This window comes from Streptomyces sp. NPDC046977, assembly GCF_040644455.1.
Classification (GTDB): domain Bacteria; phylum Actinomycetota; class Actinomycetes; order Streptomycetales; family Streptomycetaceae; genus Actinacidiphila.
Genome location: NZ_JBEYWO010000003.1, coordinates 257,180 through 271,918 on the forward strand (window position 1 = coordinate 257,180; position 14,739 = coordinate 271,918).

Here is a 14,739-nt window from a genome sequence, read left to right on the forward strand (position 1 = left end):
GCCCCTCCCCCATCAGCGGAGCCTCAGCGCCTTCATCGCGCGGAGGCTGCGGCTCATGAACGCCGCGTACTTCTCGTCGTCCATGCCCATCGACGGGGCCATCGGCAGCAGCCGCTGCGTGGCCACGGTCTGTGCCTCGGTGTACTTCAGGATGCCCTCGGAGCCGTGCCGGCGGCCGAGGCCGGAGTCCTTCATGCCGCCCATCGGGGAGCGCACGCTGCCGTAGGCGGCCGAGTAGCCCTCGTTGACGTTGACGGTGCCGCTGCGCAGACGGGCCGCGACCCGGGCGCCGCGGCGGGCATCCTTGGTCCACACGCTGGAGTTGAGGCCGTAGGGCGTGGCGTTGGCGCGTGCGACGGCCTCGTCCTCGTCGGTGAAGCGGTAGACGGAGACGACCGGCCCGAAGGTCTCCTCGGTGCAGACCGCCATCGGCGCCTCCACCCCGTCCAGGACCGTCGGCTCGAAGAAGAACGGGCCGACGTCGGGCCGCGGCCGGCCTCCGGTGAGGACGGTCGCGCCCTTGGCGACGGCCTCCTCCACGTGCCGGGTGACGGTCTCCAGCTGGCGTTCGCCGGCCAGCGAGCCCATCCCGGCGCCGTAGGCGAGGGCCGTACCGAGCCTCAGGGCCCTGGTGCGGGCGGTGAAGCGCTCCAGGAAGGCGTCGGCGACCGACGCGTGCACGAAGAGGCGCTCGATGGAGATGCACAGCTGCCCCGCGGAGGAGAAGCAGGCGCGGACCGCGCCCTCGGCCGCCTTGTCCAGGTCGGCGTCCTCCAGGACCAGCAGGGCGTTCTTGCCGCCCAGTTCGAGGGAGACGCCGACCAGGCGCGCGGCGGCGCGCGTCGCCACGTCGCGGCCGGTGCGGGTCGAGCCGGTGAACGAGACGTAGTCGGCGTGCTCGACCACGGCAGGGCCGACGACCGGGCCCTCGCCGATGACGATCTGCCACACGTCGGCCGGCAGCCCGGCCTCGATCAGCTGCTCGCGCGCCCACAGGGCGGTCAGCGCGGTCTCCGTGTCGGGCTTCATGACCACGGCGTTGCCCGCGACGAAGGCGGGCAGCGCGTCGCCGATCGAGAGCTCCAGCGGATAGTTCCAGGGGGCGATCTGCCCGACCACGCCCCGCGGGTGGCGCAGTTCGGTGACCTTGGTCAGCACCGGGATCGCGCCCGTGTGCCGCTTGGGCCGCAGGTACGAGGGGGCCTTCAGCCCGTAGTGGCGGGCGGCGACGGCGACGGCCTGCACCTCCTCGTGCGCGTGCAGCCGGGTCTTGCCCGTCTCCAGCTGGATGAGGTCCAGCACCTCGGCCTGCCGGCGCAGGACGAGGTCGTGGAACCGCAGCAGGACCGCCGCGCGGCGGCGGACCGGGGTGGCCGCCCACGCCCGCTGGGCCTCCCGGGCCCGCTCGTACGCCGCCGCCACGTCCTGCGGCGTCGACTCGGGAAGCTCCGCCAGCGTCTCGCCGGTCATCGGCGTGTGGTTCGCGGTTCGGCCGCTGCCGCCCACGCCCCGCGTGAGCCGTGCGACCAGGTCGGGGGTGACCACGTCAGCGGCCGTCCTGCTGCCGGAGGGGGCGACCGGATTGCCGTCGCCGGCCGGACCGGCGGGACCACTTGGGGGGAAGTCCGTCATGGCGGGAGAGTACGGCGGGACGGCACCGCGTGCATACCCGTCAGTAGCTAATTTTCACAATGCCGCCAGCAAAAGCTGGCAAGAACGCCTCAGGGGTCCCGGCAGGGGTGCCGGGACGCGTGGTTCAGGCCCCCGGGCCGGGCCGCCAGGTCTGCAGCGCGACCTGGAAACGGGCGAGGGAGGCGGGCCAGTCGGCCGCCGGGGCACCCATGTAGATCGCGTACTCGGTACCGTCCGGGGCGCGGTACGCCTGGTCGACGGCGCGGCGCGGCCCGGGGTTCTCGTTCCCCGCGGTCCAGGTGAACTCCCACAGCGCGCCGTCGCCCTCGCGGAAGGTGTTCTGGTGCAGCCGCACACGGCTGTAGTGGGGCAGCGCGCGCACGTCCTGTTCGAGCCCCAGCAGGTGCATGTACGGGTTGGGGTCCGCCGGGTGCCGCTCGATCCCGATGCGCAGCCGGTGCGCGCCGTTGTCGGGCGTGTAGTCGATCTGGTCGCCGTCCAACTGCCGCTTCCAGCCCCGCGGTACGGCCACACTGAACCCGGCCGGGTCGTGGACCCGCTCGTATCCGGCGGGCACCCCGGCCGTGGAACCGGCCGCCGAACCGCCGTTGCCGGCGCGGTCGTGGTCGCGCAGCACATCCACAAGGACCGCGGCGCCCGCGACCAGGGCGACCGCGACCGACACGGCGAGCGCGACGCGGACGCGGACGCGCCGCCCCCGGGGGCGTTCCTGGCGCGGCCCGCCCGCGGCGACGAGTGCCAGGGCGGTGGCGAGCCGGTCCGCGGGCGTCCGCGCGGCCGGCTCCTTCCGCAGCAGGCCCGCGATCACCGGCCCCAGCGGCCCGGCGCTCGTCACTGCGGGCGGTTCCTCGTACACCACCGCCTGGAGCGTGCCGATCGCCGAGGTGCGGCGGAAGGGCGAGCGGCCCTCGACCGCGGCGTAGAGCGTGGCACCCAGCGACCACAGGTCGGACTCGGGCCCCGGGCGGTCGCCACGGGCCCGTTCGGGGGCCAGGTAGTCGACGGAGCCGACGAGTTCGCCGGTGCGCGTGATGGCCGCGTCGCCCTCGACGACGGCGATGCCGAAGTCCGACAGCAACACGCGGCCGTCGCGGGCGAGCAGCACATTGGCCGGTTTCACGTCGCGGTGCAGGACGCCCGCGGCGTGCGCGGCGCGCAGCGCGCCCAGGACGGCGGCGCCGACCCGGGCGGCCTCGCGCGGGACGAGCGGGCCGTCCGCCCGGATCGCCTCCTCCAGGGAGCGGCCGTCGACCAGCTCCATGACGATCCACGGGCGCCCGTCCTGCTCGACGACGTCATGGACGGTGACCACCCCCGGATGGCTGATCCGGGCCGCCGCACGGGCCTCCTGCTGCATGCGGGTCTGCAGCAGCGCCCGGTCCTCCTCGGCGAGATGGGCGCCGAGGGTCAGCTCCTTGACCGCGACGGTGCGCCGCAGCACGACGTCCTGGGCCTCCCACACCCGGCCCATGCCACCGCTGCCGATCAGGTCGCCCAGCCGGTACCGTCCGGCCAGCACGCTGCCGCTGCCGCTCGCGCTTCCGATCATTCCCCTGCCCCCACGGCCTGTTCGACGCCGGACCGTCCCGCTCCGGTTCCGCGCGGCGGGACCGGAGCGGGACGCATCAGGTGCTGTACGTCTCCGCCGCCTTCTCGAAGTACCGCTTCACGTCCGAGCGGCGGTTGTCCGGGCCGACGACCAGCACGACGTGGTACTTGCCGTCCCGGATCATCACCAGGTTGCGCGCGAACAACTGCTGCCCCGAGGCGTCGCTCCAGCTGAACTCCCCCTCCGCGGCCGGGACTCCGCCCATGTCGAGGCGGCGCAGCCCGGAGGCGGAGGACCAGCCGGAGGCGCGGAAGCCGGCCAGTTCCGGCTCGTTGTTCTGGTACGCCATGGGGTCGCTGCCCTTGTCGGCGACGGAGTCGCGGCCGGGGACGACGAGCAACCGGTAGTCCCCGCCGGAGTAGCGGACCTGGCCGTCGCCGTTCGTGCCGCTGCGCTGCCAGCCGTTGGGCACGGCCAGGCGGAAGCCCGCGGGGTCGGTGCGCAGCTGGAAATCGCCGCCGAGACCGGTGGTCACCGTGTTGTCGGGGGACGCGGGCCGGCTGGGCGGGGCGCTGCTCGCCGGGGCGCGGCTCACCGGCGTCCGCGAGGGCGGTGCCTGCGAGGACGGGGCGTGCGAGCCCTGCGGCTTGCCGTCGCCTCCGGGCACCTGCGCGGGCAGGGTGCGTGCGGCGTCCGCGCCGCCCTCGTCGGTGCTGCCGCCGCGGGGCAGGAAGACCACGGCGTAGACCACGGCGGCCGCCAGCAGCGCCATGACCAGGGCGACGAGCACCAACCCCAGTGTGCGCGGCCCCCGTTGGGGCTTGGTGCGCGCCTTGGACCGCTTGTGCCGGCCGTGGGCGAGGGGCGCCGGCACCGGATCGGCGGCGGCCTTGCGGCGCCGGACGAGCTCGCCCCGGCGCCGTACGACGGGCAGCTTGTGCGCGTCGTCGGCGGGCACCGGAACGGTGCGCAGCCCGAGGTCCGGCTCGGGGGCGGAGCGCACGAGGGAGCGCAGCCAGCCGCGCAGTTCCTCCACGTCCGGCCGTTCCTCGGGGTCCTGCCGCAGCAGGGACTCCACGACGGGCCGCAGCGGGCCGCACTCCTCCGCGAACGCGGGGGGCTCGGCGACCACGAGCGCCACCAGCTCGGTCGTCGACTCCTCGGGGAACGGCGGGTGGCCCTGCACACTGCGGAACAGCAGCGAACCCAGCGCCCACAGGTCGGCGGCCGGGCCGACCGGCGGGGCCAGCTGCCAGTTCTCGTGGACCTCGGTGGCCTGCTCCGGCGCCCAGCGTTCGGTGACCGGGCCGACCACGGTGAGCCGGGCCTGCCGGGCACGCTCCAGCTCCAGCACCGAGTGCGGGCCCTCCCAGCTGCCGCCGCCCGCGTCCTCCTCGCCGCCGCCCGTGAGCGCGGGCACCGGCAGCGTGTTGTAGCCGCACAGCGCCTCCTGGGCGGCGCCGACCGCGAGGCCGGACAGCATCGCACGGCCGTCGTCGCAGACCAGCACGGTGCCCGCGGTGACATTGCGGTGGGTCCAGCCGTGGGCGTGCAGCACGCGCAGCGCGGTCAGGACGTCGTTGCCGACCTCGGCGGCCCGGTACGGGCTCAGCCTCTTGTCGGCCAGGAGCGCGGCCAGCGGCCGGGCCGACACCAGCTCGCTCACTATCCAGACGCTGCCGTCCTCGACGAAGATGTCGAAGACCTGCACCAGCCGCGGGTGGTCGGGTATGGATGCCGCCGCACGGGCGGCCTCCAGCGCCCGGCGCGCGGTGTCCCCGCCGTCACCGCGGTACGGCTCCGGCTCGGCGCCGACGACCTCCGGCAGCAGGACCTGGCGTATCAGCACCTCCTGGCCGCTGTAGGTGTCGAAGGCCCGGGTCTCCACCAGCTCGAACTCGTCGGCGGGTGGCCGCGGCAGGCGGTAGCGGTCGGCCAGTACCCGTCCCGCGTAGTCGTCCACCACGCCTCCCCAAAGCGTCAGATCCGGTCCGATCTGGATGCGGACAGTCCGCAATGATTCACGATACGTGCTCGGGCGGCGTCACTTGGCCGGTTTGAAGGTGTTGTAGAGAGACGCCAGCGTCGCCTTGGTCTCCGGGCTGTTCCACTCGGCGTCCGGGGCGGTGAAGAGGATGGCGTAGCCGTGCGTGTCGTCAACGACGAAACCGCGGTTGACCGCCCGCATCTTGGTGCCGTGCGAGGTGAAGGTGAACGTCCAGTCCGCGACGGTGCGGTAACCGCGCCAGGACACCGGGGCGATGGAGATCCGCTGGTAGCCGGGGTACGCACTGCGGGTGCTCGGCTCCTGGTCCCTCCACGCCTTCGCCGCGTCCTTGCCGGGCGTCTTCGTCCAGTCAATCTGGACGCGCGGACTGTGGCTCGCGTTGAATATCAGGCCGCTGCCGTACCCGTTGCCCTTGCTGTTCGCCGCCCAGCCGGCGGGCAGCGCGATCGAGAAGTTCCCCGCCTCGGAGACGTAGGTCTGCCAGCCGGAAGGCACCGAACCGCTGGAGTCGCCCGAGCCGCCGCCGGACCCCTTGCCGGAGCCGGAGGTGTCACCGGACGAGGGTGTGGAGCCGGAGCCCTTGCCGGAGTTGTCGCTCTTGCCGTCGTCCTCGTTCTTGCCCTGGCCGTCACCGGACGTGTCGTCGTCCTTGCCGCCCTTGTCGTCCTGGACGCCGCCGTTGTCACCGGACTTGGTGCTCGACGAGGTCGAAGGGGCCGGGGACGCCCCCGAGCCCGTGCCGTCGTCGCCGCCGCTCGCGAGGACGCCGATGATCGTGCCGAGCACGGCCAGCACGACCACGCCCGCCACGATCAGCAGGGTCCTGCGGTGCCGCTCGTCCCGCAGGAAGGGCGGCAGGGCGAACGGCGCCGGTGCGGCCGCGGTGGCCTGTGCGGGCGCCGGCGCCGGGGCGGGCTTGGTCTTCTTGGCACGCAGCGCGGCCTGGTCGGCGGCGGCCTCGCGGGTCGCGGGCGGCGCGTCGGTGGGGGTCGGCTGCGGATCGGTGGGCAGTGCCATCGCCCGGGTGGCGTCGGGCGCCGGGCCGACGGGCACGGCCGGGGCGCTGGCCACCTCGGTCAGCATCGGCCGCACGGCCGCGTCGTCGAGGCGCTCCCCGGGATCCTTGGCGAGCAGCCCCTGGATCGCGCCGGCCAGCGGGCCCGCGTTGGCGGGGGTCTTGAGCTGCTCGGTCATCACCGCGGTGAGGGTGGCGATGGCCGATCCCCTGTCGTACGGCGGCCGGCCCTCCACGCACGCGTACAGCAGCGCGCCCAGCGACCACAGGTCGGCGGGCGGTCCGGGCTTCTGGCCGCGGGCCCGCTCGGGCGAGATGTAGGAGGGGGCGCCGACGAGCATGCCGGTGGAGGTGACCGAGGGGTCGCCGTCGATCTGGGCGATGCCGAAGTCGCTGAGCACCACCCGGCCGTCCTTGGCGAGCAGCACGTTGGACGGCTTCACGTCGCGGTGGAGGATGCCCTCCTTGTGCGCGGCGCGCAGCACGTCCAGGACGGTCAGGCCCACCTCGGCGGCGCGCTTGGGCGTCAGCGGGCCGTCCTCGCGGATCGCGTCGGACAGCGAGCGGCCCTCGACCAGCTCCATCACGATCCAGGGGCGCTCGTCCTCCTCGACGACGTCGAAGACGGTGATCGCACCGGTGTTGCGGATCCGGGCGGTCGCCTTGGCCTCCCGCAGCGTGCGGGTGACCAGGCGGCGCTTCTCGTCCTCGTCGACATTGCCCGGGAAGCGCAGCTCCTTGACGGCGACGGTACGGCCCAGGGTCTCGTCGACGGCCCGCCACACCGTGCCCATGCCGCCCTTGCCGAGCACGGCACCCAGCCGGTAGCGGCCGGCGAGGAGGCGGTGGTCGGTGTCGGTGTCGTGCGCCTGACCCATGAATTCCCTCTGCAGTCGCTGAAGATGAAGCTCCCTCATCGCCTGGTTACGGCGACCGCGGGATGGAGAGCTCCATCATCCCTGACAATGCCCCGTGGTCCCACCCCGGCCCGGCCCTGTGCTAGTCGTGCAGCACGAGTCCGGCCACGACGTTCTCGAACACCCGCCGGTCAGAGGCCCATTGGGCGGCCGGAGCGGAGAGGTAGACGGCGAACTCCCGCTGTCCGGGATCGCCGAACCCCAGGTCGACGGCGCGGAACGTGCGTGCTTTGCCCTCGAAGGTGAACTCCCATACGGCGGCGGGCCGTCCGCGCCACTGGGTGCTCTGCATCCGCAGCTGCTCGTAGCCGTCCAGCTTGGGGATCGTCTGCGCCTCTTCGTCCTTGAAGTGCTGGAGCGGGCTCGGCCCGGCGAAGTCCAGCGTGCCGATGCGCAGGCCGACCAGCCCGGTGGGGTCGACGTAGATGATCTGCTGGCCGTCGTCGCTGACCTGGCGTGTCCACCCGTCGGGAATGGGCACGGAGAAGCCCCGGTCCGGTTCGTCGACCAGGTGGTAGCCGGCCGGGACGGGGGGCGGGCTGTACGAGGGCGGCGGCGAGGCGGGCGGCGAGGCGGGGGCGGACGGTGTGCTGCTCGACGCCGTCGCGGACGGTCCCGTCGGTCCCGTCGGTCCCGCGCCGGTGTCGTCCACGCCGCCGAAGTGCTGGGCGGCGTACGCCCCGCCCCCGGCGAGGGCCGCGACCAGGACGACGGCGGTGATCCACAGCGGGGCGCGCCGCCGGCGGACGGGCGGCGGAACCGGGGCGGGCGCCGGGGCCGGCGACATCGCGGTGACGGGGGCCGTCACCGGTCCGGCCGGGGGGCGGACGACCGCGGTCGGCCCGGTCAGCGGCTGCTGGTGGGACAGCTCGTCCCGCCGCACACTCGCCGTCGCGGTCTCGGCGGCGAGGCCGCGCAGCATCCGCTCGGCCTCCTGCGCCGGCAGCCGTCGCTCCGGCTCCCTGACCATCAGCCCGGCGATGACCGGACCCAGCGGGCCCGCACGGCCCGCGACGGGCACCTCGTCGGTGGCGATGGCGTACGCGGTCTCGATGGCGGTGTCCCGGCGGAACGGCGAGCGCCCCTCCACCGCCTGGAACAACGTCGCCCCCAGCGCCCACAGGTCCGCCTCGGGACCGGGCGTACCACCCGTCAGCCGCTCCGGCGCCAGGAAGTCGATCGACCCGATCAGCTCGCCGGTGCGCGTCAGCGTCGAGGTCCCCGACGCCTGGGCAATGCCGAAGTCCGTCAGCACCACCCGGCCGGTGTCGGACAGCAGCACATTGCCCGGCTTCACGTCCCGGTGCAGCACGCCCGCGGCGTGCGCGGCACGCAGGGCGGCGATCATGCCGCGGCCGATGCGGGCGGCCTCCTCGGGCGCGACCGGCCCGCGCTCCTTCAGCCGGTCGCCCAGCGTCGTGGCCGGCACGTACTCCATCACGATCGACGGCAGGCCCTCGTCCTCCACCACGTCGTGGACCACCACGACATTGGGGTGGCTGATCCGGGCGGCGCTGCGCGCCTCGCGCCGGGTGCGCTCGAAGAGCGTCTCCAGTTCGTCGTCCTGCAGATGGGGCTGCGGCGGATGCAGCTTCTTCACGGCCACCGGGCGTCCGAGCAGTTCGTCCTCGGCCCGCCACACAGTGCCCATGCCGCCGCGGCCTATCCGCTCGACGAGTCGGTACCGCCCTGCCACCAGGCGTCCGAGGTCGGACATCGCGCGCCCCTTCCTGCGATCTGCCAGAAGGAACGATATCCGGCCCCGTCACGGCACCTGCGGGCGCCGTGGTCCAGGCCACACGGAACGCCCGCCCACCTGCGCTCCCGCGCGCTACAGCGGCACGATGTCCGGGGCGCCCAGACGGGCCGCGTCGGCCGTCTGGTCGTCCGGCTGCCGCTGCGACTCCCGCTCCGCCTCCACCCGCTTCTGGTAGTGCTCGACCTCCTTCTCCACCTGCTCCTTGTCCCAGCCCAGCACGGGCGCCACGAGCTCGGCCGCCTCGCGGGCGCTGAGGGTGCCCCGGTCGAAGGTCTCGATGGAGATGCGGGTACGGCGGGTGAGCACGTCGTCCAAGTGGCGGGCGCCCTCGTACCGGGCGGCGTAGACGATCTCGGCCCGCAAATAATCCTCGGCATTGGCAAGGGGGCTGCCGAGGGACGGGTCGTCCTTGATCAGCGCCAGCACCTCCTCGGTGAGGGAGCCGTAGCGGTTGAGCAGATGCTCGATGCGCGCCACGTGCACGCCGGTGCTCTCCGCCATGCGCGCCCTGGCGTTCCACAGCGCGTGGTAGCCCTCGGCGCCGGCCAGCGGGACGTCCTCCGTGCAGCACTCCGCCACCCGGCGGTCCAGCCCGTGCACGGCGGCGTCCACCGCGTCCTTGGCCATCACCCGGTACGTCGTGTACTTGCCGCCCGCCACGACCACGAGCCCCGGCACGGGATGCGCCACCGTGTGCTCGCGCGACAGCTTGCTGGTCGCCTCCGACTCCCCGGCCAGCAGCGGCCGCAGCCCCGCGTACACGCCCTCGACGTCGTCACGGGTGAGCGGCACCGCGAGGACGGAGTTCACGTGCTCCAGCAGATAGTCGATGTCGGCACTGGACGCGGCCGGGTGCGCCTTGTCCAGGGACCAGTCGGTGTCGGTCGTGCCGACGATCCAGTGCCGGCCCCACGGGATCACGAACAGCACGCTCTTCTCGGTGCGCAGGATCAGCCCGGTCGAGGAGTGGATGCGGTCCTTCGGCACGACCAGGTGGATCCCCTTGGACGCGCGGACGTGGAACTGTCCGCGCTCGCCTATCAGCGCCTGCGTGTCGTCCGTCCACACCCCAGTGGCGTTCACGATCTGCCGGGCCCGCACCTCGTACACACCGCCGCCCTCGACGTCCTCGACCCGGGCGCCGACCACGCGCTCGCCCTCGCGCAGGAAACCGATCACCCGGGCCCGGTTCGCGGCGAGCGCGCCGTACGCGGCGGCCGTCCTGACCAGCGTCATCGTGTAGCGGGCGTCGTCCATCTGCGCGTCGTAGTACTGCAGCGCCCCCACCAGCGCGTCCTTGCGCAGGCACGGAGCCACGCGCAGCGCGCCCTTGCGCGACAGGTGCCGGTGGTGCGGCAGGCCGCGGCTGTGGCCCGACGACAGCGCCATCGTGTCGTACAGCGTCACGCCCGCCCCCGCGTAGAAGCGCTCCCAGCCGCGGTGCTGCAGCGGATACAGGAACGGCACCGGCTTGACCAGGTGCGGGGCCAGCCGCTGGATGAGCAGCCCGCGCTCCTTCAGGGCCTCCCGGACCAGGGCGAAGTCCAGCATCTCCAGATAGCGCAGGCCGCCGTGGATCAGCTTGCTCGACCGGCTCGACGTCCCCGCCGCCCAGTCCCGCGCCTCCACCAGCCCGGTCGACAGTCCGCGGGTCACGGCGTCCAGCGCCGTCCCCGAGCCGACGACACCGCCGCCGACCACGAGCACGTCCAGTTCCTGCTCCGCCATTCGGGCGAGCGCGGAGGCGCGCTCCGCCGGTCCCAATGTCGCCGTCAGCATCCGAGCCTCCCGTGATGATGCGCGGTCGCGCCACAGCGCATTCCCCGTCACCACGATCGTTACCCGCCCCGCCCGCCCCTGCTACCTGTGGGGCCCGGCCCTTTCCCCGCCCTCCCGCCCGTGTGCCCGGCAAGGTCTGGGCGCCCCGACGCCAGTTGTTGGGGGGCCGGGTTCGGGGCCTCCGGGGCTGCCATTCTGGACAGCACATTTAGGTGCCTCAGGGACCCGACTTGATCACTCCGGGTTGTGCACCCAAATATGCTCCAGTGTCCAGAACGCCACCCCTCCGACCCCGCCCCCTCCGTCTCGTCCCGCGCCTGATCCCCGGTGGGTGGTCAGAGACGGCACCGTGCTCGGGCACGCGTTGGCGCAGCGCCAACGACATGCTTCGCCGTCACCGCCAACAGACACCCCACCGGCCGTAAGTCGCCCCAACAGCCCCGGGAGGGGGTGCGCCGGGGTCCGCCCGCAGGGGACGAGCGGCGACCGCAGCACACAAATTGCGGGGGGGGAAACCGCGAGCCCCGAGGACGGACTCCGGAGCGGCGCCGACCCCCACAACGCACGCAGCGCAGGGCCCGCACTTACCGCGCCGGGCACTCGGGCGGGAGGGCGGGGAAAAACCCAGGCACAGCGAAGCGCAGCGCGACGCCGCGTGGCGTGCGGTCATATCAGCTACCTGTCTGGTTAGCCTGATTTCGAGCTGTTTGGGTACCGCACGCAGGAAGAGGCCCCCATGCCCGCAGACCTCGCAGTCATCGGACTCGGCCATGCCGGCCTGCCCTTCGCGCAGGCGGCCTGCGCCGCCGGGATCGGGGTGATCGGGTACGACCCGGACGAGGGGGCCGTGGACGCGGTGAACGCGGGCCTGCGCGGACCGTCCGGAGATCTCGCCGCCGCCGACGTCCGCAGGATGCTGGCCGCCGGCTTCCGCGCGACCGCCGACCCTGCCGCGCTGGGCCGCGTCAGGACCGCGGTGATCTGCGCGCCGGTCACCGTCGGCGAGGACCGGGAGCTCGACCTGGCCGCGCTGGAGGAGGCCGGCCGCACGCTGGCCGCGCAGTTGCGCCCGCACACCACCGTGGTGCTGCAGTCGCCGGTCTACCCGGGCACGACGGAGGAGTTCCTGCGGCCGCTGCTGGAGAAGGGCTCGGGCCTGCGCGCGGGCCACGGCTTCCATCTCGCCTACTCCCCCGTCCGCGGCTTCGCCGGCCCCAGGGTGATCGGCGGCCTCACCCCCGCGTGCACGGAGGCCGCCGCCGCGTTCTACGCCCGCTTCGCCGAGCGGATCGTGCGGGCCAGAGGCCTGCGCGAGGCGGAAACCGTGCAGTTGATGGAGACCAACTACCGGCACGTCAACATCGCGCTGGCCAATGAGATGGCCGTCTTCTGCCACGACATCGGCGTCGACGTCTGGGACGTGATCCGCTGCGCCGAGACCCGCCCCTTCGGCTTCCAGGCCTTCCGGCCGGGCCCCGGGGTGGGCGGCCACACGATGCCGCTGGACCCCAACCACCCGCCGTACCAGGGCCGTATGCGCGGTCACCCGCTGCGGCTGGTGGAGTACGCGCAGGAGGTCAACGCGCGCATGCCGCGCTATGTGGTGCAGCGTGCCGCCGCGCTCCTCAACGAGCACGGCAAGTCGCTGCGCGGCGCCCGCGTCCTGCTCCTCGGCGTGACGTACAAGCCCGACCTGCCGGACCAGGAGGGCGCCCCGGCACGGGAGATCGGCGCCCGGCTCATCGAACTCGGCGCGCAGCTCAGCTACCACGACCCCTACGCCCCCGAGTGGCGTGTGCTGGACCGCCCGGTGCCCCGCGCCGACTCGCTGTGGGAGGCCGCGGCGCACGCCGACCTGACCGTGCTCCTCCAGCACCACCGCACCTACGACATGCAGGGCCTCTCCGCCAAGGCCCAGCTCATGCTGGACACCCGCGGCGCCACCCCGGTCGGCGCGGCCGCGCGCCTGTGAGCGCGGCGCAACGCAGACGAAACGGGTTCGTACGGGAGGAGCCGTAGGGGATCCCGCGGCGCTGCTCTAGCATCCGTGGTGTGACTGACGGAACGGAACACCCGGACGGGGCGAACGCCCCTGGCCAGAACGCCTGGAACAGCCCGTCTGCTCCGCAGCCACCCGCGGCGCCGAGCGGTTACGGGTACCCCCAGCAGCACATACCGTACGGGCAGCAGCCCGGATTCGGGCAGCCCACCGGCTATCAGCAGCCTGACTGGCAGGCACTGGCCGACGCCCACGAGGCCGGGCAGCGCCGTCGCCACCGACTCAGAACGGCCGCGATCGTCCTGGTGGCCTGCGTGCTCGGGGTCGGCGCGGGCGCCGTGGTTCTCCACTACGCGAACGGGACGTCCGACGCGGCCGCCCCGTCCCCCTCCCCGAGTCCTACGGTCTCGGCCCCCGTGTCCCCCTCCGCCGGGGCCGATTCACCCACGGTCCCCGGGGACGACCACGCCCTCGCCGACAAGTCCGGACAGAACAATCTCATCCTGGGGCCGGACGCGGGCGTGAACAAAGTCGCCAACGGCTATGTGATCAGGCTCCGGAGCAACAGCAACTCGTTCGCGCAGTCGTCCGCGCAGCTGATCGACGTCACAAAGAGCTTCAGCATCTCGGCCTGGGTCTACAACGAGGCGCCGAACGTCTCCCGTTCCGCGATCAGCCAGGGCGACGGCATCTCCTCCTCGCTCGTCCTGGGCCGGGACGCCTCGGGCGCCGCCCGCAAGTGGGTCTTCAGGGTGCAAACCGCCGACGGCGGGGCGGACAGTACGACGTTCCAGGTCGAGGCCGCCGCGAACGTCAACACGGTCAACGAGTGGGCACTGCTCACGGGCACCTACGACGCCAGGACGAAGACGGTCGCGCTCTATGTGAACGGGAAGCCGGCCGGATCGAGGAAGGTCCCCGGCATCTGGGCCGGCAGGGGCCCGCTGCAGCTCGGCCGGGCGCGGACGCACGGCGCCTGGGGGGACTACTGGGCGGGCGTCCTCGGTCACATCCTGATCTGGGACCAGGCGCTGACACCGGCCCAGGTGGCCGACCTCAAGGACGGCGGGGCGGGCGGGGACGCCAAGCCGATCGCTTCGTGGCTGGTCGGCTGACGATCACTCTCGGCCGTTCGTCATTACAAATCGGTCACACCATCAACAGTGCTAAAAAATATAGGACTACAGTCACGTTGGTTCCGCACGTCGTCGTCCGACCGGTGAACGCGCTCCGGTCGCGGGAGTTCCCACTGCGGCCGCAGGCCGCACGTGGCAGGCCCCTTGCGTACGGACGCACTGCGGAGAAACTCACGAGGGCCGCCGCCCCGTGCGAGCACCCCGGGGGGCATGACACATGAGAGGTCTGTCCGCAGTCGTCCCTGCGCGCGGCGGGGCTCCCCGCCCACCCGACGTCACGGCGTCCGCCGTGATCCGCGAGGCCGCAAGGCGTGAAACCCCATGAACTCCCGTCCCACCGAACCCGGTTCCTCCGCCGGCCACGCTCCGGAACCCGATCCCGATCCGGATCCGGAGCACCCCGCACCCCGCCCGGCGGGTGAGGACCGGGGCCCGGACGGCACACGCCGTCCCCCGCTCCCACCGGTACGGCGGCTCGCGGGTGCGGCCGTCGCCGTCGTGACCGCCGGCGCGCTCGTCGCGGGACTCTGGTCGGTGCCGTCCGTGCGCACGGTGCTGCTGCAGTCCTTCACCCGGCAGTCGGCGCCTTTCACCGAGCTCTACTTCACGGACATGCCGCGCTTCGACGGAGGCGTCCTCATCGTTCCGATCGCCGTGAACGCCCACGGGACGGGAAACGCGCCGTTGCGGCTGAGGATGACCCTGGAGTCGGCCGACGGCAAGGCCGTGGCCACCAAAACGGTGGGGGTCGAGCCCAAGGACGGCCGGCCGGTGCCCGTCGTCACCCGGTTCACGAAGACGTCCGGCACCGCGCTGTTGCGGGTCGCCCTCGTCGGCCACCCGCAGTCCTTGCACTACAGCTTCCTGGCGCCGAAGGCCTCGAAGAGCGATCCGAGTCCAACCCACCCCGACGTACGGGACTGA

Annotated in this window: 9 protein-coding genes; 3 read left to right on the forward strand and 6 right to left on the reverse strand. The window is 73.2% G+C overall.

Annotated features, from left to right (window positions below):
• Nucleotides 1-12: 12 nt before the first annotated feature.
• The 6 genes from ABZ883_RS06240 to ABZ883_RS06265 all read right to left on the reverse strand — a co-directional run bounded on the left by ABZ883_RS06240 (nt 13) and on the right by ABZ883_RS06265 (nt 10,680).
• Nucleotides 13-1,632, reverse strand: coding sequence for a succinic semialdehyde dehydrogenase (locus ABZ883_RS06240; protein WP_360902327.1), 1,620 nt, complete (start codon nt 1,630-1,632; stop codon nt 13-15).
• 124 nt (nt 1,633-1,756) lie between these two features.
• Entirely contained in the window at nt 1,757-3,202 is a 1,446-nt protein-coding gene (locus tag ABZ883_RS06245; RefSeq protein WP_360902329.1) for a serine/threonine-protein kinase, read from the reverse strand.
• 76 nt (nt 3,203-3,278) lie between these two features.
• The gene (locus tag ABZ883_RS06250) at nt 3,279-5,165 is read right to left on the reverse strand and encodes a protein kinase (RefSeq protein ID WP_360902949.1); all 1,887 of its coding nucleotides are present in this window, start codon (nt 5,163-5,165) and stop codon (nt 3,279-3,281) included.
• Between the two features lie 81 nt (nt 5,166-5,246).
• On the reverse strand, nt 5,247-7,103 hold the full coding sequence (locus tag ABZ883_RS06255) for a serine/threonine-protein kinase (protein ID WP_360902332.1): 1,857 nt from the start codon (nt 7,101-7,103) through the stop codon (nt 5,247-5,249).
• Nucleotides 7,104-7,224: 121 nt separating this feature from the next.
• Nucleotides 7,225-8,859 (reverse strand): serine/threonine-protein kinase, encoded by a 1,635-nt coding sequence (locus ABZ883_RS06260; RefSeq protein WP_360902335.1) that lies wholly within the window; start codon nt 8,857-8,859, stop codon nt 7,225-7,227.
• Between the two features lie 114 nt (nt 8,860-8,973).
• Nucleotides 8,974-10,680, reverse strand: a complete 1,707-nt coding sequence (locus ABZ883_RS06265) for a glycerol-3-phosphate dehydrogenase/oxidase (RefSeq protein WP_360902338.1) — start codon at nt 10,678-10,680, stop codon at nt 8,974-8,976.
• A 736-nt stretch (nt 10,681-11,416) separates the two neighbouring features.
• Between ABZ883_RS06265 and ABZ883_RS06270 the strand changes: the two genes are divergently transcribed.
• The 3 genes from ABZ883_RS06270 to ABZ883_RS06280 all read left to right on the forward strand — a co-directional run bounded on the left by ABZ883_RS06270 (nt 11,417) and on the right by ABZ883_RS06280 (nt 14,739).
• Nucleotides 11,417-12,652, forward strand: coding sequence for a nucleotide sugar dehydrogenase (locus tag ABZ883_RS06270; RefSeq protein ID WP_360902341.1), 1,236 nt, complete (start codon nt 11,417-11,419; stop codon nt 12,650-12,652).
• 80 nt (nt 12,653-12,732) lie between these two features.
• A complete protein-coding gene (locus ABZ883_RS06275) occupies nt 12,733-13,794 on the forward strand; it encodes a LamG domain-containing protein (protein ID WP_360902344.1) in 1,062 nt (353 codons plus the stop codon).
• A gap of 342 nt (nt 13,795-14,136) precedes the next feature.
• On the forward strand, nt 14,137-14,739 hold the full coding sequence (locus ABZ883_RS06280) for a hypothetical protein (protein WP_360902347.1): 603 nt from the start codon (nt 14,137-14,139) through the stop codon (nt 14,737-14,739).